Annotated in this window: 38 protein-coding genes; 1 reads left to right on the forward strand and 37 read right to left on the reverse strand. The window is 64.2% G+C overall.

Translation table 11 applies throughout. The features are described from left to right. Nucleotides 1-119: 119 nt before the first annotated feature. The 25 genes from ABCN56_RS16465 to rpmC all read right to left on the reverse strand — a co-directional run bounded on the left by ABCN56_RS16465 (nt 120) and on the right by rpmC (nt 15,721). Nucleotides 120-839, reverse strand: coding sequence for an ATP12 family chaperone protein (locus tag ABCN56_RS16465; protein WP_343081910.1), 720 nt, complete (start codon nt 837-839; stop codon nt 120-122). After that, entirely contained in the window at nt 836-1,513 is a 678-nt protein-coding gene (locus tag ABCN56_RS16470) for an HAD-IA family hydrolase (RefSeq protein ID WP_343081911.1), read from the reverse strand. Before ABCN56_RS16470 ends, ABCN56_RS16465 begins: the two co-directional genes overlap by 4 nt. Beyond that, a complete protein-coding gene (locus ABCN56_RS16475) occupies nt 1,510-2,556 on the reverse strand; it encodes an RluA family pseudouridine synthase (RefSeq protein ID WP_343081912.1) in 1,047 nt (348 codons plus the stop codon). The genes ABCN56_RS16470 and ABCN56_RS16475 overlap by 4 nt, the downstream gene beginning before the upstream one ends. Then, nucleotides 2,553-2,930, reverse strand: a complete 378-nt coding sequence (crcB, locus tag ABCN56_RS16480; protein WP_343081913.1) for a fluoride efflux transporter CrcB — start codon at nt 2,928-2,930, stop codon at nt 2,553-2,555. The genes ABCN56_RS16475 and crcB overlap by 4 nt, the downstream gene beginning before the upstream one ends. Before the next feature lie 31 nt (nt 2,931-2,961). Continuing rightward, nucleotides 2,962-4,272 (reverse strand): replication-associated recombination protein A, encoded by a 1,311-nt coding sequence (locus ABCN56_RS16485; protein WP_343081914.1) that lies wholly within the window; start codon nt 4,270-4,272, stop codon nt 2,962-2,964. Between the two features lie 64 nt (nt 4,273-4,336). Further along, entirely contained in the window at nt 4,337-4,927 is a 591-nt protein-coding gene (locus ABCN56_RS16490; protein WP_343081915.1) for an acyl-homoserine-lactone synthase, read from the reverse strand. 56 nt (nt 4,928-4,983) lie between these two features. Further along, nucleotides 4,984-5,595 carry a helix-turn-helix transcriptional regulator gene (locus ABCN56_RS16495; RefSeq protein ID WP_343081979.1) on the reverse strand — a complete coding sequence of 204 codons (612 nt, stop codon included), beginning with the start codon at nt 5,593-5,595 and terminating at the stop codon, nt 4,984-4,986. 323 nt (nt 5,596-5,918) lie between these two features. Next, nucleotides 5,919-6,338: a 50S ribosomal protein L17 gene (rplQ, locus tag ABCN56_RS16500; RefSeq protein WP_343081916.1), complete on the reverse strand. Its 420-nt coding sequence runs from the start codon at nt 6,336-6,338 to the stop codon at nt 5,919-5,921. Between the two features lie 115 nt (nt 6,339-6,453). Next, complete coding sequence (locus tag ABCN56_RS16505) at nt 6,454-7,470, reverse strand: DNA-directed RNA polymerase subunit alpha (protein ID WP_343081917.1); 1,017 nt, start codon at nt 7,468-7,470, stop codon at nt 6,454-6,456. 121 nt (nt 7,471-7,591) lie between these two features. Next, nucleotides 7,592-7,981 (reverse strand): 30S ribosomal protein S11, encoded by a 390-nt coding sequence (gene rpsK, locus ABCN56_RS16510; RefSeq protein WP_343081918.1) that lies wholly within the window; start codon nt 7,979-7,981, stop codon nt 7,592-7,594. A gap of 15 nt (nt 7,982-7,996) precedes the next feature. Continuing rightward, entirely contained in the window at nt 7,997-8,365 is a 369-nt protein-coding gene (gene rpsM / locus ABCN56_RS16515) for a 30S ribosomal protein S13 (RefSeq protein ID WP_343081919.1), read from the reverse strand. 203 nt (nt 8,366-8,568) lie between these two features. Then, nucleotides 8,569-9,234 carry an adenylate kinase gene (locus ABCN56_RS16520; protein WP_343081920.1) on the reverse strand — a complete coding sequence of 222 codons (666 nt, stop codon included), beginning with the start codon at nt 9,232-9,234 and terminating at the stop codon, nt 8,569-8,571. Next, nucleotides 9,231-10,592, reverse strand: a complete 1,362-nt coding sequence (gene secY, locus ABCN56_RS16525; RefSeq protein WP_343081921.1) for a preprotein translocase subunit SecY — start codon at nt 10,590-10,592, stop codon at nt 9,231-9,233. Before secY ends, ABCN56_RS16520 begins: the two co-directional genes overlap by 4 nt. Nucleotides 10,593-10,696: 104 nt before the next feature. Beyond that, nucleotides 10,697-11,170 (reverse strand): 50S ribosomal protein L15, encoded by a 474-nt coding sequence (rplO, locus tag ABCN56_RS16530; RefSeq protein ID WP_343081922.1) that lies wholly within the window; start codon nt 11,168-11,170, stop codon nt 10,697-10,699. 349 nt (nt 11,171-11,519) lie between these two features. Continuing rightward, nucleotides 11,520-11,711, reverse strand: a complete 192-nt coding sequence (gene rpmD / locus ABCN56_RS16535) for a 50S ribosomal protein L30 (protein ID WP_343081923.1) — start codon at nt 11,709-11,711, stop codon at nt 11,520-11,522. Nucleotides 11,712-11,723: 12 nt separating this feature from the next. After that, nucleotides 11,724-12,302: a 30S ribosomal protein S5 gene (gene rpsE, locus ABCN56_RS16540; RefSeq protein WP_343081924.1), complete on the reverse strand. Its 579-nt coding sequence runs from the start codon at nt 12,300-12,302 to the stop codon at nt 11,724-11,726. A gap of 10 nt (nt 12,303-12,312) precedes the next feature. Next, a complete protein-coding gene (rplR, locus tag ABCN56_RS16545) occupies nt 12,313-12,672 on the reverse strand; it encodes a 50S ribosomal protein L18 (RefSeq protein WP_343081925.1) in 360 nt (119 codons plus the stop codon). 11 nt (nt 12,673-12,683) lie between these two features. Beyond that, nucleotides 12,684-13,217 (reverse strand): 50S ribosomal protein L6, encoded by a 534-nt coding sequence (gene rplF, locus ABCN56_RS16550; RefSeq protein ID WP_343081926.1) that lies wholly within the window; start codon nt 13,215-13,217, stop codon nt 12,684-12,686. Between the two features lie 10 nt (nt 13,218-13,227). Beyond that, nucleotides 13,228-13,626 (reverse strand): 30S ribosomal protein S8, encoded by a 399-nt coding sequence (gene rpsH, locus ABCN56_RS16555; protein WP_343081927.1) that lies wholly within the window; start codon nt 13,624-13,626, stop codon nt 13,228-13,230. Nucleotides 13,627-13,638: 12 nt separating this feature from the next. Continuing rightward, nucleotides 13,639-13,944: a 30S ribosomal protein S14 gene (gene rpsN / locus ABCN56_RS16560; RefSeq protein WP_343081928.1), complete on the reverse strand. Its 306-nt coding sequence runs from the start codon at nt 13,942-13,944 to the stop codon at nt 13,639-13,641. Between the two features lie 20 nt (nt 13,945-13,964). Continuing rightward, entirely contained in the window at nt 13,965-14,525 is a 561-nt protein-coding gene (gene rplE / locus ABCN56_RS16565; RefSeq protein ID WP_343081929.1) for a 50S ribosomal protein L5, read from the reverse strand. After that, nucleotides 14,525-14,830, reverse strand: a complete 306-nt coding sequence (gene rplX, locus ABCN56_RS16570) for a 50S ribosomal protein L24 (RefSeq protein WP_343081930.1) — start codon at nt 14,828-14,830, stop codon at nt 14,525-14,527. The genes rplE and rplX overlap by 1 nt, the downstream gene beginning before the upstream one ends. Continuing rightward, nucleotides 14,830-15,198 carry a 50S ribosomal protein L14 gene (rplN, locus tag ABCN56_RS16575; RefSeq protein ID WP_035714274.1) on the reverse strand — a complete coding sequence of 123 codons (369 nt, stop codon included), beginning with the start codon at nt 15,196-15,198 and terminating at the stop codon, nt 14,830-14,832. Before rplN ends, rplX begins: the two co-directional genes overlap by 1 nt. 76 nt (nt 15,199-15,274) lie before the next feature. Next, a complete protein-coding gene (gene rpsQ / locus ABCN56_RS16580) occupies nt 15,275-15,505 on the reverse strand; it encodes a 30S ribosomal protein S17 (protein WP_343081931.1) in 231 nt (76 codons plus the stop codon). 12 nt (nt 15,506-15,517) lie between these two features. Then, nucleotides 15,518-15,721 (reverse strand): 50S ribosomal protein L29, encoded by a 204-nt coding sequence (gene rpmC, locus ABCN56_RS16585; RefSeq protein WP_343081932.1) that lies wholly within the window; start codon nt 15,719-15,721, stop codon nt 15,518-15,520. Nucleotides 15,722-15,878: 157 nt separating this feature from the next. Here rpmC and ABCN56_RS16590 point away from each other — a divergent pair, with 157 nt between their 5' ends. Beyond that, nucleotides 15,879-16,595 (forward strand): hypothetical protein, encoded by a 717-nt coding sequence (locus ABCN56_RS16590; RefSeq protein ID WP_343081933.1) that lies wholly within the window; start codon nt 15,879-15,881, stop codon nt 16,593-16,595. A gap of 123 nt (nt 16,596-16,718) precedes the next feature. Here the strand turns inward: ABCN56_RS16590 and rplP are convergent, their stop codons facing one another. The 12 genes from rplP to rpsG form a co-directional block, all read right to left on the reverse strand. Then, nucleotides 16,719-17,132, reverse strand: coding sequence for a 50S ribosomal protein L16 (gene rplP / locus ABCN56_RS16595; RefSeq protein WP_343081934.1), 414 nt, complete (start codon nt 17,130-17,132; stop codon nt 16,719-16,721). Nucleotides 17,133-17,146: 14 nt separating this feature from the next. Beyond that, entirely contained in the window at nt 17,147-17,857 is a 711-nt protein-coding gene (rpsC, locus tag ABCN56_RS16600; RefSeq protein WP_343081935.1) for a 30S ribosomal protein S3, read from the reverse strand. Further along, nucleotides 17,857-18,246, reverse strand: coding sequence for a 50S ribosomal protein L22 (gene rplV / locus ABCN56_RS16605; protein WP_343081936.1), 390 nt, complete (start codon nt 18,244-18,246; stop codon nt 17,857-17,859). Before rplV ends, rpsC begins: the two co-directional genes overlap by 1 nt. Before the next feature lie 5 nt (nt 18,247-18,251). Then, nucleotides 18,252-18,530, reverse strand: a complete 279-nt coding sequence (gene rpsS / locus ABCN56_RS16610) for a 30S ribosomal protein S19 (RefSeq protein ID WP_343081937.1) — start codon at nt 18,528-18,530, stop codon at nt 18,252-18,254. Nucleotides 18,531-18,533: 3 nt separating this feature from the next. Next, nucleotides 18,534-19,370 carry a 50S ribosomal protein L2 gene (gene rplB / locus ABCN56_RS16615; protein ID WP_343081938.1) on the reverse strand — a complete coding sequence of 279 codons (837 nt, stop codon included), beginning with the start codon at nt 19,368-19,370 and terminating at the stop codon, nt 18,534-18,536. Between the two features lie 117 nt (nt 19,371-19,487). Further along, entirely contained in the window at nt 19,488-19,784 is a 297-nt protein-coding gene (locus ABCN56_RS16620) for a 50S ribosomal protein L23 (RefSeq protein WP_343081939.1), read from the reverse strand. Further along, nucleotides 19,781-20,401 carry a 50S ribosomal protein L4 gene (gene rplD / locus ABCN56_RS16625; RefSeq protein WP_343081940.1) on the reverse strand — a complete coding sequence of 207 codons (621 nt, stop codon included), beginning with the start codon at nt 20,399-20,401 and terminating at the stop codon, nt 19,781-19,783. The genes ABCN56_RS16620 and rplD overlap by 4 nt, the downstream gene beginning before the upstream one ends. Further along, a complete protein-coding gene (gene rplC, locus ABCN56_RS16630; protein WP_343081941.1) occupies nt 20,391-21,239 on the reverse strand; it encodes a 50S ribosomal protein L3 in 849 nt (282 codons plus the stop codon). Before rplC ends, rplD begins: the two co-directional genes overlap by 11 nt. Nucleotides 21,240-21,252: 13 nt before the next feature. Beyond that, nucleotides 21,253-21,561: a 30S ribosomal protein S10 gene (rpsJ, locus tag ABCN56_RS16635; protein ID WP_071469578.1), complete on the reverse strand. Its 309-nt coding sequence runs from the start codon at nt 21,559-21,561 to the stop codon at nt 21,253-21,255. A 73-nt stretch (nt 21,562-21,634) separates the two neighbouring features. After that, nucleotides 21,635-22,810 carry an elongation factor Tu gene (gene tuf, locus ABCN56_RS16640; protein ID WP_343081942.1) on the reverse strand — a complete coding sequence of 392 codons (1,176 nt, stop codon included), beginning with the start codon at nt 22,808-22,810 and terminating at the stop codon, nt 21,635-21,637. 48 nt (nt 22,811-22,858) lie between these two features. Then, a complete protein-coding gene (fusA, locus tag ABCN56_RS16645) occupies nt 22,859-24,982 on the reverse strand; it encodes an elongation factor G (protein ID WP_343081943.1) in 2,124 nt (707 codons plus the stop codon). Between the two features lie 18 nt (nt 24,983-25,000). Beyond that, entirely contained in the window at nt 25,001-25,471 is a 471-nt protein-coding gene (rpsG, locus tag ABCN56_RS16650) for a 30S ribosomal protein S7 (protein WP_343081944.1), read from the reverse strand. Nucleotides 25,472-25,474: the final 3 nt, after the last annotated feature.

The raw sequence follows: 25,474 nt of genomic DNA on the forward strand, positions 1-25,474 counted from the left end.
CCACTGCGGGCGAGTTTGAGATAATTCCGATCGGGGCGTCAAGGGCGCTATCGCGTCGCCTCCCGGCCGGACGTGGCGTAAGCCTTCCTCTCCGAGCGCCTTGCTCGCGCGGCAGAATGTCACCCCGTCACCGTCACCAGGGTCCAGAACCGATGCGCCTGAAGGAAGGCCGCGCGTTTGATTTCCGCGGCTTCGGCCGCCTCCTCGTCGTGCCCCCAGAGTTCCGCCTGGTAGTCCTCGTCTATCCGGCTGAGGGACCAGGCGCGTGCCGGCTTGATCGCGCCTTGAGCCACCGCGAGACCGAGGACGAGCGAGCCGGAAAGCGCGACGAGGTCGTGAAGCGCCGCGAGTTCGAACGGAGACAGCGCCGCGACACGCGCGGAGAGCGCCGCGATGCTTTCCTGCGGCTGTTCGACATGGATCACGCCCGCCGTCACGACGAGCGGCGCGCCAAGCTTTTCGCGCGCCCAATCGAGAATCGGGTCCCAATGCTCCGCCTGACGCGAGACCAGCGCCTCCGGCCCGGTAGCGCGATAGCAGAGAAGGTCGCTGCCGCCATAGGCCGCGATCAGTTCCGCGACTTCCTCCCGCTGCACGGCCACCTTGTCGATCGCCGAGTTGGCGGCCCGCGTCAGCGGCATCCTGTGCGGATCGATCTTCTTCTCCTGCGCGTCCCACTCGGCCGCGATGGCCTCTGCAAGCGCGCGTGTGGGCAGGACAAGGTCAGCCTTCGCGGGGGTTTTCACCCGGCGCGCGTCGAGCGTCACGGTGAAGCCGCCGCCGGGCAGTTCCTCGGCGCGGGCTTCCTTCCAGAACCGTTTCGGCGCCCATTCACTCATTCGGCGATCTCCCATGCTTCGGCGAGCGCCGTTTCAAGTTCAGCAAAATCCGCGACTATGCGTCCGGCGCCCGCCTCGGCCAGCCTCTCGGCCGCGTGGTAGCCCCAGGCGACGCCGATCGTCGCCATTCCGGCCGCCCGGCCCATTTCGATGTCATAGCTCGTGTCACCGATCATCACGGCCCGCGCCGGCTGCATCCCCGTTTCCGAAAGGGCTGCCAGCAGCATCGAGGGATGCGGTTTGGACGGGTGATCGTCGGCGACCTGGCGGGTCACGAAATGCCCGTCGAGCCCATGCGCGGAAAGCACATGGTCCAGACCACGGCGCGATTTACCGGTGGCGATCCCGAGAAGCGTCTCCGGCTGGGCCGCAAGGCGGGTCACGGCCTCCCGCGCGCCGGGGTAGAGCGGCGCGACTCCGGCGGAACGCCGGGTGAAGTAGCCTGCCTTGTAGGCATCTACCAGCCGCGCCTGCGTCGGGGGCTCGGCCCCAGGCGCGAGCCGCGCGATGGCTTCGGGCAGCGACAGCCCGACGATCGAAAGAACCGCGTCCAGCGGCGGGGGTGCCAGGCCCAGGCTTTCGAAGGCCCCGATCATCGAATCGTGGATGTGGTTCTGGCTGTCCACCAGCGTCCCGTCCACGTCGAAGACGATGAGCCGCAGTGCGTCGGTCATTCTTCTTCCTCGAAGGGATCGGCGGGGGCGTCGCCTTCCCGCCAGCCGACCGTCGCCCAGGTTTTCGCCATATGGGGCGGCAGCGGCGCCGTCAGCGTGATCCGCTTGCCGGTGATCGGGTGATCGAAGGCGAAGGAGCGGGCATGCAGGTGCAGCTTCCGGCTGATCTCCCCGCCGAGCTGCGCGCCCCAGCCGTCGCCGAGGTTCTCCTGCCCCGAGCCACCGTATTTCCCGTCGCCGACGATAGGATGCCCGATCTCGGCCATGTGGGCGCGCAGCTGGTGCGTTCGCCCCGTCACCGGGACGAGCGCGACCCAGGCGGCGCGGGTGCCGAGCGCATCGATCACCGCGTAATCCGTCGTGGCGCGCTTGGCGCCTTCGGTCGCATCGATCTTCGAGGGCGGCACGCAGAGCATCTTCTCGCCCTCGCCCCCACCGCCGCGACCCGGCGCCTTCACGAGGCCGAAGCGGATCGTGCCCATCCGCGGAGTCGGGACCCCGGCGACCGCCGCCCAGTAGATCTTCCGCGTGGTGCGGTGGCGGAACGCCTCCGACAGCGCCCGCGCTATCCGGTCGGTCCGCGCCAGAAGAAGGACGCCAGATGTATCCTTGTCGAGCCGGTGGACGAGCTTCGGGCGGTCCTTGTAGCCGAACTTCAGCGCCTCGGTCAGGCCGTCGACGTGGCGATTCCCCTGGCCGGAGCCGCCCTGCGAGGGCAGGCCCGGCGGCTTGTTCAGCGCGATAATGTGTTCGTCCTTCCAGAGCACGGCGGACTGGATCATCTGTGCGTCGGACTCCGGAACCGTGATCTCGTCCCTTGCCCGCGCAGGTCCGGTCTCAGGCAGCGGCGGCACGCGGACCTGCATTCCGGGCGCGACGCGGGTCGACGCCTTCACCCGGCCTCCGTCCACCCGGATCTGGCCGGTGCGGCACATCTTTTCCACCGCGCCTTGCGTCACTTGCGGGAAGCGCTTCTTCAGCCAGCGGTCGAGGCGGCTTTCGCCCTCGTCCGCCGCAACCGTCAGGACCTTCACGCCGCTCATGCCAATGCCCCCCGGGCCAGTGCCATACCAAGGACGATCGCCGCCAGAGATGCCACGACGGAACCGAGGACATAGGCCGCGGCGAAGGCCGTGTCGCCGCGTTCCCAGATCGTCAGCGCATCCAGGGAGAAGGCAGAGAACGTCGTGAAGCCGCCCAACACTCCCGTCATCAGGAACGGCGCGAAACGCATGCCGCCCTTGTGCGCCAGAAGCACGACAAGGACGCCCATGAGGAACGAACCGAGGACGTTCGCGACGATCGTGCCCCAGGGAAAGCCGGGGCCGATGGTGCGCATCACGGCGGCGTTGGTCAGGTAGCGGCACGACGCGCCGATTGCGCCGCCAATGGCCACGGATAAGAGGTTCTGGATCATGGCGCTTCTCTCTGTCGCGGGGGCGGAAGAGTCAACCGCCCCGCTTCTCGCGGAGCTTCGCGAACCACTCGACGCGCTTCTTCAGCTCGCGCTCGAACCCGCGTTCGACCGGTTGGTACAGGACCGGGCGCTTCACCCCCTCGGGGAAGTAGTTCTGGCCCGAGAACGCGTCCTCCGCGTCATGGTCGTAGGCATAGCCGGCACCGTAGCCCTGTTCCTTCATCATCTTCGTCGGCGCATTCAGGATGTGTTTCGGCGGCGGCTCGGACCCGGTCTTGCGCGCAAGATCGCGCGCCATCTTGTAGGCCACGTAGCCCGCGTTCGACTTGGGCGCGAGCGCGAGGTATACGAGCGCCTGCGCGAGCGCGAGTTCACCTTCGGGCGAGCCGAGGCGTTCATAGGTCTCCCAGGCGTGCAGGCAGTGCGTTTGCGCTTCGGGGTCGGCCAGACCGATATCCTCCACTGCCATGCGCGTGATGCGCCGCGCGAGGTATCGCGGGTCCTCGCCCCCCTCGAGCATCCGCCCGAACCAGTAGAGCGCCGCGTCGGGATCGGAACCGCGCACGGATTTGTGGAGCGCGGAGATCAGGTTGTAATGCTCGTCGCCCGACTTGTCGTATTTCGCCGCGCGCCGCATCAGTCGCTGACCGAGGGCCTTGACGTCCAGCGGGCGGTCGAGCTTCCAGGCCATGACCTGTTCGACGAGGTTCAGAAGCGCCCGCCCGTCCCCGTCCGCCATCTCGAGGAGCGCCTCGCGCGCCTCGGGCGTCAGCGGCAGGGGGCGGCCAACTTCGTGCTCGGCCCTTTGCGCGAGGCGTTCCAGGTCCGCGAGTGTCAGCCGTGTGAGGACGATCACCTGAGAGCGTGACAGGACGGCCGCGTTCAGCTCGAACGAGGGGTTCTCGGTCGTGGCACCGACGAGGAGGATCGTGCCGTCCTCCATGTGGGGCAGGAAGCTGTCCTGCTGCGCCTTGTTGAAGCGGTGAATCTCGTCGACGAAGAGAAGCGTGCCGCGCCCCTGGCTGCGCCTGAGCTTCGCCGCGTCGAAGACCTTTTTCAGTTCGGGCACGCCGGAGAAGATCGCGCTGATCTGGACGAAGGTCAGGTCGGTGCGGTCGGCCAGAAGCCGGGCGATCGTGGTCTTGCCGACACCTGGCGGCCCCCAGAGGATCAGCGAGGAGAGCGAGCCCGAGGCCAGCATCGCGCCCAAGGGGCCTTCGGGTCCCAGAACCTCGTCCTGCCCGATGACCTCTTCGAGAGTCCGCGGTCGGATTCTGTCCGCCAGAGGCCGGGGGGCTTCTGGCGGAGTGTCTTTGGCAACGGTGTCGAACAGGTCCTGCATCGGCTCAAACTACTTCCGCGCTCGATCGCGCGAAAGCGCAAAACCTGCCGGGCCTGCGCCACCGTCAGTTCAGGCTGGGGGCGAAATTCATCGACACGACCTGGTTTTCCACCCCATCGATGTTGAGCACAGGGCCCATCGCGGTCATCTCGACACCGACGCGCCCGGCCCAGCGGGGCCAGTTCGCTGCGAGAAGCGTCAGGCAGCGGCTGGCACCAAGCTGGCGTGAAGAATTGCCGATTTCGGCAATCAGGCGGGCATGGACCTGACGGCGAATGTTGGCGGGGGTATCGTGCGCGACGAAAAGACGCGAGCTTTCCCAGACGTGGTCGGAAACCGGCGCTTCGTCATACAGGAGGTTCGACGGAATCGTGTCGAGAAGACCGCGCTGCGCATCGCGGATCATGTAGGAGTAGATGCCGCATTGGGCCGTGGTCGGCGTCAGGCGGTTACCGGCGAGGACCTTCCCATTCTCGTCATGCACCACGACCCAGCGGCTGGCCGGCGTGTCGTACTGGTCGAACTCCATGCCCATGGCCTCGGGCAGGTTCCACTTGTTGTGGACGATGAAGAGTTCCCGCCGGGCACGAAGCATGTTGGCGAAAAGCTCGCCATAGTTGTGAAGGTTCTCGAAGGAAAGTGTCGTAGTCTGCATGGCAGCCTCCTGCAGGGTTGGTGGTTAGGTAAAAACCTTGCGGGAGGCGCCAGCCGTCAGAGCAACCTTGCGTCTTTGGCGCGCTGAATGGCTTCGGCCGTCGTTCGCGCCATCAGCCGCTGACGAGCAGACGTCAGCCTTGCCTTCAGAGCGCTTTCCGATATCCCCAACTTCGCAGCCGCGGCTGCGTGTCGGTCACCCCCCGCAATACACTTCAAAGCTTCAATCTGCGCCTTGGTGAGCTCCTGCGGCGGTTCGGTGATGTCATGCAGCCGATGAACGATCTTCTCGACCCGCGCGATCTCACCATCGTCGAATTCGCGGTCCCCCCGCGCCACGCTCGCAATAGTCCTGGAGCTGATCGGTCCGTAGGAAATCGTCGCACCGTACTTCAGGCCGTAGGCAGCGGCCTCCTTGAACAGTCCGAACGGGTCGGGCAGGGACGAGTCGCTCCAGCGGATGGAGCCTGTCGTGCTGAATCCCCACGCGGTCATCGGATCGCGCAGGACGTACCCATTGTTCGTGTAGTGATCCAACCAGGCCTGATCATAGGTCTGGAAGGTCATGAGTGGCGACGTGAACCGAATATGCAGGCCGACGAAGTATCCGAGCGGAGCAATCCGCCCCAATTCATTCAGTTTCTGATCTATCGCCGCTTGCATGGACATGTCTTTTTTAGACAAGTTGCCCTTGGTTTGGTCAACCTTAAATTGTTGATAAGAGGGGTAGATAAACGCTTTTCCACTTCTGGCCGAATTGCCGTCCATATCCATTGTCCCAAATCCAGACGTGCTTCCAAAAAAACGATGCGCGACGCCGGGATCGGCGCGGCTCGGTAGCATCTTAACAACCTTAATACGACATCAAGATGGCCTACTCGCGCGACGATGAGTCCCGGATGCGATTCGGTCAAGTGGGTGAAAGAAGAGCGGAAAAACGAAAAAACCCCGCCGACAGGGCGGGGTTTTCTTTTCTGCTCTGTATCGGGGCGTTATTCCGCCGCGGCCTCTTCGGCTTCGAGGCGGGCCCGGTCGGCGGCGCCCTTCGCGGAAGGATCGCGGTCGACAAGCTCGATGATCGCCATCGGAGCCATGTCGCCGTAGCGGAAGCCGGCCTTCAGGACACGGACGTAGCCGCCCTGGCGTTCCTTGTAACGGGCGCCGAGCACGTCGAAGAGCTTCGCGACATGCGCGTCCTGCTTCAGCTGCGCCGCGGCCTGGCGGCGGGCATGCAGGTCGCCGCGCTTGGCGAGCGTGATGAGCTTTTCGACGATCGGGCGAAGTTCCTTCGCCTTCGGCAGCGTCGTCTTGATCTGCTCGTGTTCGATGAGCGACCCGGCCATGTTGGCGAAGAGCGCCTTGCGGTGCTCGTGGGTACGGTTCAGGCGGCGGTAGCCGGCTCCGTGGTTCATGATGTCTTCCTTTCTTCGTTTTGCTTTGTCCGGCGCCCGTCACGTGCGGGACGCTCTCCTTGGGGCGGAATGCCCGGGTAGTGGCCGGGTGGGCGCGGAGCGCCCACCCGAGCTATCAGAACTGATCCTCGAAGCGTTTCGCGAGGTCTTCGATGTTTTCCGGCGGCCAGTTCTCGACATCCATGCCGAGGTGCAGGCCCATGCCCGAAAGCACTTCCTTGATCTCGTTGAGCGACTTGCGGCCGAAGTTCGGGGTGCGGAGCATCTCGGCTTCGGTCTTCTGGATGAGATCGCCGATGTAGACGATGTTGTCGTTCTTGAGGCAGTTGGCCGAACGGACGGAGAGTTCGAGCTCGTCCACCTTCTTGAGGAGGAGCGGGTTGAACTCCAGCCCTTCTTCAGCCTCGGCCTTGCCGGCGGCTTCCGGCTCTTCGAAGGTGACGAAGATCGACAGTTGGTCCTGCAGGATGCGCGCGGCATAGGCCACGGCGTCCTCGGGCGTCAGCGAGCCGTCGGTTTCCACCTTCATGGTCAGCTTGTCGTAGTCGAGCACCTGGCCCTCGCGGGTCGGCTGGACTTCGTAGCTGACCTTCTTCACCGGTGAGTAGATCGCATCGATCGGAATGAGACCGATCGGCGCGTCCTCGGGGCGGTTCTTGTCGGCCGCGACATAGCCTTTGCCGGTGTTGACCGTCAGTTCCATGAACAGGTCCGCGCCCTCGTCGAGGTGGCAGATCACGTGGTCCTTGTTCAGGATCTCGATGCCGCTCGATTCCGAGATGTCGCCGGCCGTCACGACGCCCGGCCCCTTGGCCGAGATCGAAAGCCGCTTCGGCCCTTCGACTTCCATGCGCAGGCTCACGCCCTTGAGGTTCAGGACGACGTCCGTCACGTCCTCGCGCACGCCCGCGACCGAGGAGAACTCGTGCAGGACGTTGTCGATCTGGACGGAGGTGATGGCAGCGCCCTGAAGGGACGACATCAGCACGCGGCGCAGCGCGTTGCCGAGCGTCAGGCCGAAGCCGCGCTCCAGCGGTTCCGCGACGACGGTGGCCTGGCGGGCGGGATCGTTCCCGGGTTTCACCTCAAGCTGCGCGGGCTTGATCAGCTCGGCCCAATTCTTGTGGATCATGCGTTCTGCCTCCATTCCTGTTCCCGCCCCATGTCCGAAGCGCGGGAACGCCCGAGGATAAAAATGCGAATGCCGCCGGGGCCCGAGCAGCTAGGCACGGGCCCCGGCGGGTAAGAACCGGTCAGACGCGCCGACGCTTGGGCGGACGGCAGCCGTTGTGGGCGATGGGGGTCACGTCACGGATCGAGGTGATGTTGAAGCCCACAGCGGCCAGCGCGCGAAGCGCCGACTCGCGGCCCGAACCCGGGCCCTGGACTTCCACTTCAAGCGTGCGGACGCCATGTTCCTGCGCCTTGCGGCCGGCGTCTTCGGCAGCCATCTGGGCAGCATAGGGGGTCGACTTGCGCGAACCCTTGAAGCCCATCGTGCCGGCCGAGGACCAGGCGATGGCGTTGCCCTGAACGTCGGAGATCAGGATCTTGGTGTTGTTGAACGAAGAGTTCACATGCGCCACGCCAGCGGCGATGTTCTTGCGTTCTTTTTTCTTAGCGCGGACCTTATCGCGAGCCATATCTCTGCCCTCCCCTTACTTCTTCTTGCCAGCGATGGCTTTGGCCGGGCCCTTGCGGGTGCGGGCGTTGGTGTGGGTGCGCTGACCGCGCACGGGCAGGTTCTTGCGGTGACGCAGGCCGCGGTAGCAACCGAGGTCCATCAGCCGTTTGATGTTCATCTGCACTTCACGGCGCAGGTCGCCTTCGACGGTGTAGTTCGCGTCGATATGCTCGCGGATCGCGAGGACTTCGGCGTCCGACAGCTCGTTCACGCGGCGCGTCGCGTCGATGTTGACGGCTTCGCAGATCTTCCGGGCGACGTCCGGGCCGATGCCGTGGATGTAGGTGAGCGCGATCGGAACCCGTTTCGCGGTCGGGATGTTGACGCCAGCAATACGTGCCACGCGGTATGTCCTTCCGTTGCGGTTCCGTAGTCCCGGAACCTTTTTTCACAACTCGAGACCCTTGGGGCGTCCTGCCCTTGGGCCTCATCTCTCGGACCTGATCGATTCGGGGGCAAAACCCCTTAAATCAAGGCCGTTCCCATTGCGGGACGCCGTGACCTAGAGGCTTTTTCCCTTGTCGTCAAGTCCCACTCCGGAAGCGGTCACCCGCGGCCGGCTTCCGCCTGCTTCAGCACGCCGTCGATCGCGGCCGCGACGTCTTCGATCGGGGCGAGTCCATCGACCGTGAAAAGGTCGCCAAGCGCGTAGTAGTAGCCGATCAGCGGCGACGTCTTCTTGTAGTATTCCATCAGCCGCTGGCGCAGGCTTTCCTCGTTGTCGTCGGCCCGGCGGCGCAGGTCCGTGGAACCGCAGACATCGCAGACGCCCTCTTTCGCTGTGGGCTGCGTCTTGTCGTGGTAGACTTCGCCGCACTGGCCGCAGGTGAAGCGGCCGGTGATGCGGTCGACCAGAGCCTCATCGTCCACGCGCATCTCGATGACCGCGTCAAGCTGCCGTCCCGTGCGCCCGAGGAGCGCGCCGAGCGCGTCGGCCTGGGCGAGCGTCCGCGGGAAGCCGTCGAAGATGAAACCCGAACCGTGGTTCCCGGCGAGGCGTTCCTCGATCAGGCCGATCACGATCTCGTCGGTGACGAGGTCGCCGCGGTCCATGACCTCGGCAACTTTCTTGCCCATCTCGGTGCCCGAAGTGCGGGCCTCGCGCAGCATGTCGCCCGTGGAGAGCTGGACCATGCCACGCTCTTCGACGAGACGGCGGGCCTGGGTGCCTTTTCCCGCACCCGGGGGGCCAAGCAGGATGATATTCGTCATCTGCGCGCCGGCGCCTTTTTCGCCCCGGGTTTCTTGCGGCCGCGAAGCTGCGATTTCTCGATCAGCCCTTCATACTGATGCGCGAGAAGATGCGACTGCAGCTGGTTGATCGTGTCCATCGTGACCGACACGACGATCAGAACCGACGTCCCGCCGAAGTAGAACGGGATGGCAAGCTGCGACCGCAGGATCTCCGGCAGGAGACAGACAGCGGCCAGATAGGCGGAGCCGAGCACAAGGAGGCGGATGACGACGTAGTCGAGATACTCCTCGGTCTTCCTGCCGGGGCGGATGCCGGGGATGAAGCCGTTCTGGTTCTTCAGGTTGTCGGCTACCTCATCCGTCTTGAACGAGACGTTCTGCGTGTAGAAGTACGCGAAGAAGACGATCATCGCCGTGAAGAACAGAAGGTAGAGCGGCTGACCCGGGCCGAAATAGGCGAGGATCGTCGACATGACCGGACCGGTCTGCTGGCCCGAGAAGGTCGAGATCGTCGTCGGCAGGAGAAGAAGCGACGACGCGAAGATCGCCGGAATGACGCCCGCCGGGTTGACCTTGATCGGCAGGTGGCTCGACCCGCCGTCGTAGATCTTCATGCCAACCTGGCGGCGTGGATACTGGATGTGGATCTTCCTCAGCGCGCGCTCCATGAACACGACGAAGGCGATCACCGCCACGACCATGACCATCACGCCGATGATGACGGCGGGGGACAGGCTGCCGGAGCGGCCCTGGCTGAAGAACTGGGCGAGAGCGGCCGGGATTTCCGCCACGATGCCGACGAAGATGATGAGAGAGATGCCGTTGCCGATGCCGCGCGAGGTGATCTGTTCACCGAGCCACATCAGGAACATCGTGCCGCCGACCAGCGTGATGACCGTCGATGCCTGGAAGAACAGGCCCGGGTCATGCGCGAGATCGCCCGCCTCGATCGAGCGGGCGAGGCCGTAGGCCTGGAACGTCGCCAGGAACACGGTGCCGTAGCGGGTGTACTGGTTGATCTTCTTGCGGCCCTGCTCGCCCTCTTTCTTGAGCTGCTCGAGCGAGGGAACCATCGCAGCCAGAAGCTGCACGATGATCGAGGCCGAGATATAGGGCATGATGCCGAGGGCGAAGATCCCCATCCGGCCAAGCGCGCCACCGGTGAACATCGTCAGGATGCCGCCGAGGCCGGCCGCCGCCTCCTGCATGAATTCACGGAGCGCCCCGCCGTCGATGCCGGGCACCGGGATGTAGGTGCCGAGGCGGTAGACGATAAGGAGGCCGAGTGTGAAGAAGATCCGTTGGCGGAGGTCGGTCGCCTTGCCGAGCGCGCCCCAGCTGATGTTCGCCGCCATTTGCTCTGCAGCAGATGCCATTTTCCCGTCTCTTTCATGGCAGCGCCGCCAAACCGTCTTCCGGTCGGCGGCGCTTGGAAAACTCGATGAGCTATGTAAGCGGCGCCCGGGCCGCCCACAACCTCTTATTCAGCAGCCGCCGCAGAAGTGACCGAAAGCGAGCCGCCTGCCTTCTCGACCGCGGCGATGGCGGACTGCGAGGCGCCGGTGACGACGAGCTGGAGCTTGGCGCTGACGTCGCCCTTGGCAAGGACGCGGATGCCGTCGAGCTTGCGGCGGACGAGGCCCGACGCGACGAGCACGTCCTCGTTGATCTCGGCCTTGGCGTCGATCTTGCCGGCGTCGACGAACTTCTGGATCAGGCCCAGGTTCACGACCGCGTATTTCTTCTGGTTCGGCTTGTTGAAGCCACGCTTCGGCAGGCGCCGGTAGAGCGGCATCTGGCCGCCTTCGTAGCCACCGAGGGCAACGCCCGAACGGGACGTCTGACCCTTGATACCACGGCCGGCAGTCTTACCCTTGCCCGAGCCCGGGCCGCGCGCCACGCGTTTCTTCTTGCGGGCAGCGCCTTCGTTGTCGCGAAGTTCATGCAGTTTCATGTCGCTATCTCCTTGACCGGAATTGCCCCGCCAGCGACGGATGGAGCAAACACGGCATTTCTTCATTGATTCCTGACCCCAGAAGAGGCCACCGGCCGCGTATAGACGGAAGAAACGGACGGTTCAAGGCCATATGGCAGGCGTGGCGGCCGCTTGCCTGCGCGGATGCTGAGCTCCGGCTTCGGGAAAGGGGCCACGGATGGTCATGCTGGCTCGGCGGCCCCCTTGCGGGTGTAGACCGGGCGTGGGTCGCGGCCTTGTTCGTTCTTGCCGAATTTTGTGCCACCCCCCTGAAAAGCGAAACGCCCCGGACCGGGTCCGGGGCGCCTCCAATTCCGACCGAGCCGGCTCAGCCGCGCTCTTCGATGATCTGCACCAGGTGCGGGATCGACTTCACCATACCGCGGATCGCGGGCGTGTCCTCGAGTTCGCGGGTGCGGTTCACCTTGTTCAGCCCGAGGCCGATCAGCGTGCTGCGCTGGACGGCGGGGCGGCGGATCGGCGAGGCGATCTGCTTCACGACGATGGTTTTCTTGGCCATGTCCCTGCTCCCTTACGCTTCGGCCGTTTCGGCTTCGGGCTTCTTCAGGATGTCGGCGACCTTCTTGCCGCGACGCTGGGCCACCATGCGGGGGCTCGCTTCGCGCTTCAGGCCGTCGATCGTGGCGCGGATCATGTTGTAGGGGTTCTGCGAACCCAGCGACTTCGCCACGACGTCCTGGACGCCAAGCATCTCGAACACGGCGCGCATCGGACCACCGGCGATGATGCCGGTACCCGGAACGGCGGTGCGCATCACGACCTTGCCGGCGCCATGACGGCCTTCGATGTCGTGGTGCAGCGTGCGGCCATCCCGCAGCGGCACGCGGATCATCGAGCGCTTGGCCTGTTCGGTCGCCTTGCGGATCGCTTCCGGCACTTCCTTGGCCTTGCCCTTGCCGAAGCCGACACGGCCCCGCTGGTCGCCGACGACGACGAGCGCGGCGAAGCCGAAGCGCTTGCCACCCTTCACCGTCTTCGAGACGCGGTTGATCGCCACGAGACGATCGGCGAATTCCGGAGCTTCCTCGCGGTCCCGCCGGTCTTCACGGCGGTCTTCGCGACGGTCCCGGCGCTGTTCACGTTCTGCCATCTTCGTCTCCTCAGAATTTCAGGCCGCCTTCACGGGCAGCGTCGGCAAGCGCCTTGATCTTCCCGTGAAAGAGGAACCCGCCGCGATCGAAGTAGCACTCTTCGACACCGGCCTTCTTGGCGCGCTCGGCGATCGCCGCACCGATCTTCTTCGCCGCCTCGATGTTGTTCTTGCCGACGACACCCAGATCCTTCTCGAGGCTGGAAGCCGAGGCGAGCGTCACACCTTTGACGTCGTCGATCAGCTGCACGCTGATGTTCTTGCTGGAACGATGAACCGAGAGGCGCGCGCGCCCATCCGCCATCTTGCGAAGCTTGTTCCGGACGCGCAGGCGGCGCTTGAGGAACAGTTCCCGTTTGCTGTTTGCCATCTCTTGCGTCCTTACTTCTTCTTACCTTCCTTGCGGAAGATGTACTCACCCTTGTAGCGGATGCCCTTGCCCTTGTAGGGCTCCGGACCGCGCCACTCGCGGATGTTCGCCGCGACCTGACCGACGAGCTGCGCGTCGATACCTTCGACGACGATCTCGGTCTGCTTCGGCGTGGTGACGGTGACGCCCTGCGGAACCTCGAAGTTCACTTCGTGGCTGTAGCCGAGCGAGAGCTTCAGCGTGTTGCCCGCCATCGCGGCGCGGTAACCCACGCCCTGGATCTCGAGCTCTTTCTTGAAGCCCTGGGTCACGCCGGTCACGAGGTTCTCGACCATCGAACGCGACATGCCCCACTGCTGGCGGGCGCGCTTGGAGGTGCCGCGCGGCGTCACCTTCACAACGTTCCCGTCGATCGCGATCGTCACGTCGTCCGTCGCGTTGAAGGAAAGCGTGCCTTTCGGCCCCTTCACTTCCACGGTCTGGCCCGAGAGGGTCGCGGAGACCCCCGAGGGCAGCTCGACCGGTTTTTTGCCAATACGAGACATCATGCCCTCCTTAGAACACGGTGCAGAGCACTTCGCCGCCGACATGCGCCGCGCGGGCGGCCGCATCGGACATCACACCCCTGGGCGTCGAGACGATCGACACGCCGAGGCCCTGGCGGACCGAGGGGATATCCTTGACGGAGGCGTAGACGCGCCGGCCGGGAGTGGAGACGCGCTTCAACTCGCGGATGACCGGGGTGCCTTCGAAGTACTTCAGGCTGATTTCGAGTTCCGGGAGGCCGTTGGCGCCCGTAACCTTCTCATAGCCGCGGATGTAGCCTTCCGAGGCAAGCACGTCCAGAACCCAGGCGCGCAGTTTCGACGCCGGGGTGCGGACGGTGGATTTGCCACGCATCTGCGCGTTGCGGATGCGGGCCAGCATATCGCCGAGAGGATCGTTCATCGACATGTCCCGGTCTCCTTACCAGCTCGACTTGACCATGCCGGGGATCTGGCCGAACGAGGCCAGGTCGCGCAGCATGATCCGCGAGAGTTTGAGCTTGCGATAGTACGCATGCGGACGGCCAGTCAGCTGGCACCGGTTGTGCAGCCGCGTGGCGGACGAGTTGCGGGGCAGTTCCGCCAGCTTGAGCGTAGCCTTGAAACGCTCTTCCATCGGGCGGGACTGATCTTCGATGACCGCTTTGAGAGCGGCGCGCTTGGCGGCGTATTGCTTCACCATCCGGGCGCGCTTCTTCTCGCGTTCAACCATGGAAACTTTTGCCATTGTCTATCTCCTCGCCCGCGTCAGCCCGTGAACGGCATGTTGAATTGCTTCAACAGCGCCTTCGCTTCCGCGTCGGTACGCGCGGTGGTGCAGATGATGATGTCCATGCCGAGAACCTCGTCGACCTTGTCGAAGTCGATCTCGGGGAACACGATGTGTTCCTTCAGGCCCATCGCGTAGTTGCCGCGACCGTCGAAGGACGTGCCCTTAACGCCGCGGAAGTCGCGGACGCGCGGCAGCGCGATCGTGATGAGGCGGTCGAGGAATTCATACATCCGGTCGCCACGGAGCGTGACCTTGGCGCCGAGCGGCATTTCTTCCCGGACGCGGAAGCCCGCGATGGACTTCTTCGCCTTCGTCACCACGGCCTTCTGACCGGCGATGAGCGACAACTCTTCGGCGGCGTTCTTGACCTTCTTGGTGTCCTTCACGGCCTCGCCGACGCCCATGTTCAGCACGATCTTGTCGAGCTTCGGGATCATCATGTCGTTCTTGTAGCCGAACTCTTCCTTGAGAGCGGCGCGAACGGCGGCCTGGTAGTGCGCCTTGAGGCGCGGGGTGTAGGTGGCTGCGTCGAGCATCAGATCGCCTCCCCGGTGGTCTTGGCGTAGCGAACCTTCTTGTCGCCTTCCATGCGGAAGCCGACGCGGGTCGCCTTGCCGTCCTTGTCCATCAGAGCGAGGTTCGACAGGTCGACAGGCATGGCCTTCGGCACGCGGCCGCCCTGGCTGGTCTGGCTCTGCTTGGTGTGACGGATCGCGATGTTGATCCCCTCGACCACGGCCTTGCCGGCCTTCGGGTCGACGCTCGAAATCTCGCCGGTCTTGCCCTTGTCCTTGCCGACGAGGACGACGACCTTGTCGCCTTTACGGAGTTTCGCGGCCATCACAGCACCTCCGGAGCAAGCGAGATGATCTTCATGAAGTTCTTCGCGCGAAGCTCGCGAACGACCGGCCCGAAGATACGGGTGCCGACCGGTTCGCCCTGGTTGTTCAGGATGACGGCGGCGTTGCGGTCGAAGCGGATGGACGTGCCATCTTCGCGACGGACTTCCTTGGCCGTGCGAACGACAACGGCCTTGCGGACGTCACCCTTCTTCACGCGACCACGCGGAATGGCTTCCTTCACCGACACCACGATGATGTCGCCCACAGAGGCGTAACGGCGATGGGAACCACCCAGGACCTTGATGCACTGAACCCGGCGGGCGCCGGAGTTGTCAGCGACATCCAGATTGGTCTGCATCTGGATCATTTGGTTTCTCCCGACCTTTGGGGCCGCTTCTCAGACATTGGCCCCAGGGTTTCGATAAATCTCGAAGGCGACGACCTCAGGCGGTCATCACCTCCCAGCGTTTCGTCTTCGAGATCGGCGCACATTCCTGGATGCGGACGGTGTCGCCAACCTTGAATTGGTTGTTCGCGTCGTGAGCGCGATACTTCTTGGATTTCCGGATCGTCTTCTTGAGAACCGGATGCGTGAAGCGGCGCTCGACCAGGACGGTGATGGTCTGGTCGTTCTTGTCGGAGGTGACGACGCCTTGCAGGATGCGTTTGGGCATGTCTTCTCTTCCTTACTTCGCCGCCGCTTCAGCGGCTTTCTGGGACAGGACCGTCTTGATGCGGGCGACGTCACGGCGGACGGCGCGCATGCGGGCGGTGTTCTCGAGCTGGCCGGTGGCCTGCTGGAAGCGGAGGTTGAAGGCCTCCTTCTTGAGCGCCACCAGCTCGTCGCGGAGCTGGTCGGGCGTCTTTGTCGTCAGTTCCTTGGCGTTCATTTCGCCTTGTTCCTTTCAACATCACCAGAGGGCCCTTGCGGGTGACCCTGCATCCGGTGGAGTCAATGATAGACAAGCGAATCCAGATGACCCGGAATCGCAGGATGCGTCCGTATAAGGGAGCGTCCGCAGGAGGGCAAGGGAAAGTTTGGACGTCATGCTGCCACGCTTCGTTCTTCTGGCGCCGCTCGCTCTTTGCTCCTCGTTGCTGCTCTACGTGGCGGTGGCCTTCGATGGAACGCGCGTGGACCAGGCGAACGATGCGGCAATCGCCGCGACCGTTGCCATCAATCTCCTGGGATACGTCGCAGCGTTCCTGCTGCGGTCCTGGCGACTGGCCCTGATCAACGGCGTGGCCCTCGTGATCTTCGTCTTCGCTTCGATCGAGGCATCGCTCTCCTGCTTCTGCATCGGGGGTGGATGCGAACAACGCTTGGGGAACTGCGAAGCGGCGCCGGCCCTCGCGATCGGGTTGCTGAACGCGGTCCTGATCGTCCTCTTCGATCTGCGGCTCGCGTTCGGCTTCGTGGTGGCGACCGCCTTGGCCTTTCCCTTGCTCGTCGGGAAATTGCGCGGCGATCAGGTCGAGCCCCTTCTGGCGGCGGTTTCCACGCTCGATCTGCAGGCGGACTGCCTCGTCCGGGCACCCGTGCACGGCCGCTATCCAACGCGTCTCGACGGCGCCGCGCGGGTCTTGCGTCTGCAAGATCTTCAGCCCGGCTGGCTTGGGGGCGAGACCCTGCCCAGATACTACCTTGTCACGAACGGGGAGGCACGTGTCTGGATCTTCCACGCTCGGGAATTCGCTCCGGTACAGCAGCAGGATCTGGATCTTGGCGATCTCTGCAAGGACGCAACCGCAAGGGGTGCCTGAACGATCCCGGGCATGGGCCACCCGCGCGGAGAGAAGGTCTATGGGAAATCCGGCGGGTCACAAAAGAATACGGGGCGCCCGATCACGGACGCCCCGACTTCTTGCTTCTCGCGATAGCGGGACTTACCAGTCCTCGCGGGCGACGACGCGCGTCTTGATCGGCAGCTTCATCGCACCGAGGCGGAGCGCCTCGCGGGCGATGTCGTCACCGACGCCGTCGATCTCGAACATGATCCGGCCCGGCTTGACCTTGGCCGCCCAGTAATCGACGGAGCCCTTGCCCTTGCCCATCCGCACCTCGGTCGGTTTGGACGAGACCGGAACGTCCGGGAACACGCGGATCCAGACCCGGCCCTGACGCTTCATGTGGCGGGTGATCGCGCGGCGTGCCGCTTCGATCTGCCGCGCGGTGATGCGCTCGGGCTGCGTGGCCTTGAGGCCGAAGGAGCCGAAGTTCAGTTCGAACCCGCCCTTGGCTTCGCCGTGGATGCGGCCCTTGTGCTGTTTGCGGAACTTTGTCCGTTTCGGTTGCAGCATCTCTTACTCTCCTGTCACCGGGCGTCGCGGCGCGGACCACGCGGGGCCGGGCCTTCCTGGGCTTCGCTCTGGCGGCGGTCGCGGGCCTGCGGATCGTGTTCCATGATCTCGCCTTTGAAGATCCAGACCTTCACGCCAATGATCCCGTAGGGGGTCGAGGCTTCGGCAAGCGCATAGTCGATGTCGGCGCGCAGCGTGTGCAGCGGCACGCGACCTTCACGGTACCATTCGGTCCGGGCGATTTCGGCGCCGCCAAGACGGCCCGCAACGTTCACACGGATGCCGAGGGCGCCCATGCGCATCGCGTTCTGCACGGCACGCTTCATCGCGCGACGGAACGAAACGCGGCGCTCGAGCTGCTGGGCGATCGATTCGGCCACCAGCTGGGCGTCGAGTTCGGGCTTGCGAACCTCGACGATGTTGAGGTGCAGTTCCGAGTCCGTCATGTTCGCGAGCTTCTTGCGAAGCGTCTCGATGTCGGCGCCCTTCTTGCCGATGATGACGCCCGGACGCGCAGTGTGAACGGTGACGCGGCACTTCTTGTGCGGGCGCTCGATCACGACGCGGCTGACGCCAGCCTGCTTGCACTCTTCCTGGATGAATTCCCGCATCTTGAGGTCTTCAAGCAGAAGATTGCCGTAGTCCTTGCTGTCGGCGAACCAGCGGCTGTCCCAGGTGCGGTTGACCTGGAGGCGCATCCCGATGGGGTTGACCTTCTGTCCCATTACGCTTGCTCCCCGGCTGCTTCGACCTGGCGCACCTTGATCGTCAGTTCGCTGAACGGTTTCATGATCTTGCCGAACCGGCCACGCGCCCGCGGACGGCCGCGCTTCATGGTCAGGTTCTTGCCGACATAGGCTTCGGCGACGACGAGTTCATCGACGTCGAGCCCGTGGTTGTTTTCTGCGTTGGCGATTGCCGACTGAAGGCACTTCCGCACGTCTTCGGCGATCCGCTTCTTCGAGAAGGTGAGGTCGGCCAGGGCCTTTTCCACCTTCTTGCCGCGGATCATCGCGGCGACGAGGTTCAGTTTCTGCGGCGAGGTGCGAAGCATCTTGGACTTGGCCATCGCTTCGTTCTCCGCCACGCGGCGCGGATTCTTTTCCTTACCCATGGCTCTTACTTCCTCTTCGCTTTCTTGTCCGCGGCGTGGCCGTAGTAGGTCCGCGTCGGCGAATACTCACCGAACTTCTGGCCGATCATCTCTTCGGTGACGGCAACGGGAATGTGCTTCTGCCCGTTGTAGACGCCAAAGGTCAGGCCGACGAACTGCGGCAGGATGGTCGAACGACGCGACCAGATCTTGATAACTTCGTTGCGGCCCGAAGCCTTCGCCTTCTCCGCCTTCTTCAGGACGTAGGCGTCGACAAAGGGGCCCTTCCAAACAGAACGTGCCATCGATTAACGCCCCTTCTTCGCGCTGCGCGAGCGGACGATGTACTTGTCCGTCGACTTGTTCTTCCGGGTCTTGTTGCCCTTGGTGCCCTTGCCCCACGGGGTGACCGGGTGACGGCCGCCCGAGGTGCGGCCTTCACCGCCGCCGTGCGGGTGGTCGATCGGGTTCATGGCAACGCCGCGGACGGTCGGGCGGATGCCCTTGTGACGCATGCGGCCGGCCTTGCCGAAGTTCTGGTTCGAGTTGTCGGGGTTCGACACCGCGCCGATCGTCGCCATGCATTCCTGGCGGACCATGCGAAGTTCGCCCGAGGACAGGCGGATCTGGGCGTAGCCGCCGTCACGGCCGACGAACTGGGCATAGGTGCCCGCGGCGCGCGCCAGCTGACCACCCTTGCCGGGCTTCAGCTCGACGTTGTGCACGATCGTGCCGATCGGCATGCCCGAGAACGGCATCGCGTTGCCCGGCTTCACGTCGGTCTTGGCGCCGGCGACGACCTGGTCACCAACGGCCAGACGCTGGGGCGCCAGGATGTAGGACTGTTCGCCGTCCTGATACTTCACGAGCGCGATGAAGGCGGTCCGGTTCGGGTCATATTCGATCCGCTCGACGGTCGCCGGCACATCGAACTTGCGCCGCTTGAAATCCACCACGCGGTAGAGGCGCTTCGCCCCGCCGCCCTTGTGCCACATCGTGACGCGCCCGGTATTGTTCCGGCCGCCCGTCTTGGTCAAACCCTCGGTGAGGGCCTTGACCGGGCGTCCTTTCCAAAGCTCCGAACGGTCGATCAGAACCAGCCCACGCTGGCCCGGCGTCGTCGGTTTGTACGACTTGAGTGCCATGCTTTCTGTCTTCCGTTGCCTTGGACCAGAGGTCCGTTCCGTCCTGGGCCCGAAGGCCCGCTCTTCAAAAGATCAAGCGGCCCCGGAACCCGGGGCCGCGAGATTCGGCGCCTTCTATCAAAGTCCCGTGGAGACGTCGATAGTGTTCCCCTCTTCGAGGGTCACATAGGCCTTCTTCACGTCGCTCCGCACGCCGGGACGGCCGCGGAACTTCTTCGTCTTGCCCTTGGTGACGACGGTGTTGACCGCTTTCACCTTCACGCCGAAGAGGGTCTCCACCGCTTCCTTGATCTGGGGCTTCGAAGCGTCCTTCGCCACCTGGAAGACAACCGCGTTGGCCTCGGAGGCCATGGTCGCCTTTTCGGTGATGATCGGCTTCACGATCACGTCGTAGTGTTCCGGTTTCGCGCTCATTTCAGACGAGCCTCCAGAGCTTCCACACCCGCCTTCGTGATCACGAGCGTGTCACGCTTGAGGATGTCGTAGACGTTGGCGCCCATCGACGGCAGCACATCGATGCCCTCGATGTTGCGGGCGGCGCGGGCGAAGTTCTCGTTCACGTCCGAACCGTCGATGATGAGGACGCGCTTCCAGCCCAGCTCCTTCGCCGCCTTGGCGAGGATCGAGGTCTTGGCTTCCTTCATCTCGATCGAGTCGAGGATGACGAGGTTCCCGGTCGCGGCCTTCGACGACAGAGCATGCTTCAGACCGAGCGCCCGGAACTTCTTGGGCAGGTCATGCGCATGGCTCCGCGGCGTCGGGCCCTTGTAGGTACCGCCGTGACGGAAGATCGGAGCGCCCTTGTCACCGTGACGTGCGCCACCGGTGCCCTTCTGGCGGTAGATCTTCTTCGTCGAGTAGCTGACCTCCGACCGGCCCTTGACCTTGTGGGTCCCGGCCTGGGCGCGGGCACGCTGCCAGCGCACCACGCGGTGCAGGATGTCGGCGCGCGGCTCCAGCCCGAAGATCTCGTCGTCGAGATCGATCGAGCCCGCCTTCTTGGCGTCGAGCTTGATCACATCAGCCTTCATTGCTCTCGTCTCCTTCAGACGCCTCGGACGCCGCAGCCGCTTCGGCCTCGGCAGCGGCGATCGCCGCCTGTTCCGCCTCGGCAGCAGCCTTGCGAGCCGCTTCCTCTTCCGCCGCCGCAGCAGCCGCAGCCGCCTCGGCCGCCTTGCGGGCCTCTTCAGCCGCAGACTTCAGCGCAGCCGGCAGGATGACGTTGTCGGGCACCGGCTTCTTGACGGCGTCCTTGATCGTGACCCAGCCACCCTTGGTGCCCGGAACCGAACCCTTGACCATGATCAGGCCGCGGTCGGCATCGGTGCGCACAACCTGGAGGTTCTGCGTGGTGACACGGACGGCGCCGAGATGGCCAGCCATCTTCTTGCCCTTGAACACCTTGCCGGGGTCCTGGCACTGGCCGGTCGAACCGTGCGAGCGGTGGCTGATCGACACGCCGTGCGAGGCGCGCAGACCGCCGAAGTTGTGCCGCTTCATTGCACCCGCGAAGCCCTTACCCGTCGAGGTGCCGGCGATGTCCACGAACTGACCTTCGAAGTAGTGGTCAGCCGTGATCTCTTCGCCCACACCGATCAGGTTCTCGGGGCTCACCCGGAACTCGGCGATCTTGCGCTTGGGCGCCACGTTCGCTTTCGCGAAATGGCCGCGCATTGCCGCGGTGGTCCGCTTGGCCTTGGCCGCGCCGGCGCCGAGCTGAACGGCGGTGTAGCCGTCCTTCTCAGCCGTGCGCTGCGCCACGACCTGCAGGTTGTCGAGTTGAAGAACGGTCACCGGAACCTGGCGGCCGTCTTCCATGAACAGCCGGGTCATGCCCAGCTTCTTTGCGATCACTCCGGAGCGCAGCATCTTCTTGCCCTCCTCAGACCTTGATCTCGACGTCCACGCCCGCGGCGAGGTCGAGCTTCATCAGCGCGTCCACGGTCTGGGGCGTCGGGTCGACGATGTCGAGCAGCCGCTTGTGCGTGCGGATTTCCCACTGGTCGCGCGACTTCTTGTCGATGTGCGGACCACGCAGAACGGTGAACTTCTCGATCTTGTTCGGCAGCGGGATCGGCCCGCGAACCTGCGCGCCGGTCCGCTTGGCCGTGTTGACGATCTCCTGCGTGCTGGCGTCCAGTACGCGGTAATCGAAGGCCTTCAGCCGGATGCGAATGTTTTGACCTTGCATTGTGTTGCCTCTTCAAGGCTTGAGGTTGAGAGGCAGACCGGGCCTCATACCCGGCCTGCTTCGAACCTTGGTCTTATTCGATGATTTTGGAGACGACGCCTGCGCCGACGGTGCGGCCGCCTTCACGGATGGCGAAGCGGAGCTTCTCTTCCATCGCGATCGGGGCGATCAGCTCGACCTCGAACTTCAGGTTGTCGCCCGGCATCACCATCTCGGTGCCGGCCGGAAGCTTCACCGTCCCGGTCACGTCCGTCGTGCGGAAGTAGAACTGCGGACGGTAGTTCGCGAAGAACGGCGTGTGGCGGCCGCCTTCCTCCTTCGTCAGGATGTAGGCTTCGGCCTCGAACTTCGTGTGCGGCTTCACCGAACCCGGCTTGCAGAGAACCTGACCACGCTCGACGCCGTCACGGTCGATGCCGCGCAGCAGCGCGCCGATGTTGTCGCCGGCCTCACCGCGGTCCAGGAGCTTGCGGAACATCTCGACGCCCGTGCAGGTCGTCTTCTGCGTCGCGCGGATGCCCACGATCTCGACTTCGTCGCCGACGTTGATCACGCCGCGCTCGACACGGCCGGTCACAACCGTGCCGCGGCCCGAGATCGAGAACACGTCCTCGATCGGCATCAGGAACGGCTGGTCGACAGGACGCGCCGGGGTCGGGATGTAGCTGTCGACGGCGTCCATCAGGGCGCGGATCGAGTTCTCGCCGATCTCCGGATCGCGGCCTTCAAGAGCGGCCAGCGCCGAACCCTTGATGATCGGGATGTCGTCGCCCGGGTATTCGTAGGACGACAGAAGCTCGCGCACTTCCATCTCGACGAGCTCGAGGAGCTCCTCGTCGTCAACCTGGTCGACCTTGTTCAGGTAGACGACCATGTAGGGAATGCCAACCTGACGGCCGAGCAGGATGTGCTCGCGCGTCTGCGGCATCGGGCCGTCGGCCGCGTTCACCACGAGGATCGCGCCGTCCATCTGCGCCGCGCCCGTGATCATGTTCTTCACGTAGTCGGCGTGGCCGGGGCAGTCGACGTGCGCGTAGTGGCGGTTCGCCGTCTCGTATTCAACGTGCGCCGTCGAGATCGTGATCCCGCGCGCCTTCTCTTCCGGCGCGGCGTCGATCATGTCGTACGCCTTGAACTCCCCGAAATACTTCGTGATCGCAGCCGTCAGCGTCGTCTTGCCGTGGTCAACGTGGCCAATCGTGCCAACGTTCACGTGCGGTTTCGTCCGTTCAAACTTTGCCTTTGCCATGGTGGCCTCCTGATGTCTCTGAAAGAGGGGGGGCTATGAAGCCCGCCCTCAAGCGTATTTCTTCTGGATCTCGTCAGAGATGTTCTGCGGCACCGCCTCGTAGTGGTCGAACTGCATGGTGAAGTTCGCCCGGCCCGAGGACATGGAGCGCAGGTTGTTGATGTAGCCGAACATGTTCGCGAGCGGCACGAAGGCGTTGATGACGTTCGCGTTGCCGCGAGTGTCCTGCCCCTGCACCATGCCGCGACGGCTGGTCAGGTCGCCGATGATGCCGCCAGTGTACTCTTCCGGCGTCACGACCTCGACCTTCATGATCGGCTCGAGCAGCTTCGCGCCGGCCTTCTTGAGGCCCTCACGCATGGCCGCACGGGAAGCGATTTCGAAGGCGAGAACCGACGAGTCGACGTCGTGGAACGCACCGTCGATCAGCGCGACCTTGAAGTCGATGACCGGGAAGCCCGCGAGCGGACCCGAGTCCATGACCGACTTGATGCCCTTTTCGACGCCGGGGATGTATTCCTTCGGCACCGCACCGCCGACGATCTTCGATTCGAACGAGTAACCCTCGCCCGGCTCGGTCGGGGTGATGACGAGCTTGACGCGGGCGAACTGGCCCGTGCCGCCGGTCTGCTTCTTGTGGGTGTAGTCGATCTCGGCTTCGCGCGAGATGGTCTCGCGGTAGGCCACCTGCGGAGCACCGATGTTCGCCTCGACCTTGAACTCGCGACGCATGCGGTCGACGAGGATGTCGAGGTGAAGTTCGCCCATGCCCTTCATGATCGTCTGGCCCGATTCGAAGTCGGTCTCGACGCGGAAGGACGGGTCTTCGGCCGCGAGACGCGCCAGAGCGATACCCATCTTTTCCTGGTCGGCCTTCGACTTCGGCTCGACGGCGATCTCGATCACCGGCTCGGGGAAGGTCATCGTTTCAAGGACCACCGGCTTCGTCGGATCACAGAGCGTGTCGCCCGTGGTGGTTTCCTTGAGACCCGCCAGCGCGATGATGTCGCCCGCGAAGGCTTCTTCGATTTCCTCGCGGTTGATGGCGTGCATCATCATCATGCGGCCGACGCGCTCGCGCTTGCCCTTCGTGGAGTTCATCATCTGGTCGCCCTTCTTGAGGACGCCCGAGTAGATGCGCGTGAAGGTCAGCGAGCCCACGAAGGGGTCGTTCATGATCTTGAACGCCAGCGCCGAGAAGGGCTGTGCGTCATCGGCGGTGCGCTCGATGTTCCGGGTTTCCGTTTCGTCGCCCGGTGCAAAGCCTTTGTAGGCCGGCACGTCAAGCGGGGACGGCAGGAAGTCGATCACGGAGTTCAGAAGGGGCTGAACGCCCTTGTTCTTGAACGCCGAACCAGCAGCGACCGGGAAGAACGTCAGCGACAGCGTACCCTTACGGATCAGCTTGCGCAGCGTGGCCTCGTCGGGCTCGTTTCCTTCCAGGTAGGCTTCCATCGCGTCGTCGTCCATTTCGACGGCGAGTTCGATCATGTTGGAGCGCCATTCGTCGGCGAGATCCTTCAGATCGTCACGGATCGGCTGACGAACCCAGCTTGCGCCGAGGTCTTCACCCTTCCAAACCCACTCTTCCATCTTGATCAGGTCGATGATGCCTTCCAGCTTGTCCTCGGCACCGATCGGCAGAGCGATCGGGCAGGGGGTGCCGCCGGTGCGCGACTTGATCATTTCGACGCACTTGAAGAAGTCCGCGCCGATCTTGTCCATCTTGTTGACGAACACGATACGCGGAACCTTGTAGCGGTCAGCCTGACGCCACACGGTTTCGGTCTGCGGTTCAACGCCAGCGTTGGCGTCGAGCAAGCAAACGGCACCGTCGAGAACGGCGAGCGAACGCTCCACCTCGATGGTGAAGTCCACGTGGCCGGGGGTGTCGATGATGTTGAAGCGGTACTTCGTTTCCGAAGTGCCTTCCGAAGTCGGATCTTCCTGACGCTGCCAGAAGGTGGTCGTGGCGGCGGAGGTAATGGTGATCCCGCGCTCCTGCTCCTGCTCCATCCAGTCCATCGTGGCGGCGCCGTCATGGACTTCGCCGATCTTGTGGGACTTGCCGGTGTAGTAGAGGATCCGCTCGGTCGTCGTCGTCTTGCCCGCGTCGATGTGGGCCATGATGCCGAAGTTGCGGTATCGGGTGAGGGGATATTCGCGTGCCATCTGGGGCCTTCCTTCCGCTTACCAGCGGTAATGGCTGAACGCTTTGTTCGCGTCGGCCATCTTGTGGGTGTCTTCGCGCTTCTTCACGGCGGTGCCACGGTTGTTGACCGCGTCGGAGAGTTCGCCGGCGAGGCGCTCTTCCATCGTGTTCTCGTTGCGGTTCTTCGCGGCGGTGATCAGCCAGCGGATCGCAAGGGCTTCACGGCGCTCGGGACGAACCTCGACCGGAACCTGGTAGGTCGCACCGCCCACACGGCGGGAACGGACCTCGACGGAGGGCTTCACGTTGTCCAGCGCCTCGTGGAAAACTTCCACCGGCTCGCGCTTCAGACGGGACTGAACCCGGTCAAGCGCGTTGTAGACGATCCGCTCGGCGGTCGACTTCTTGCCGTCGACCATCAGGTTGTTCATGAACTTCGTCAGAACCCGGTCGCCATACTTGGCGTCGGGCAGGACTTCGCGCTTCTCGGCAGCGTGACGACGGGACATTCT

It is taken from the genome of Ostreiculturibacter nitratireducens, assembly GCF_032670585.1.
GTDB classification, from domain to species: Bacteria; Pseudomonadota; Alphaproteobacteria; order Rhodobacterales; family Rhodobacteraceae; genus Ostreiculturibacter; species Ostreiculturibacter nitratireducens.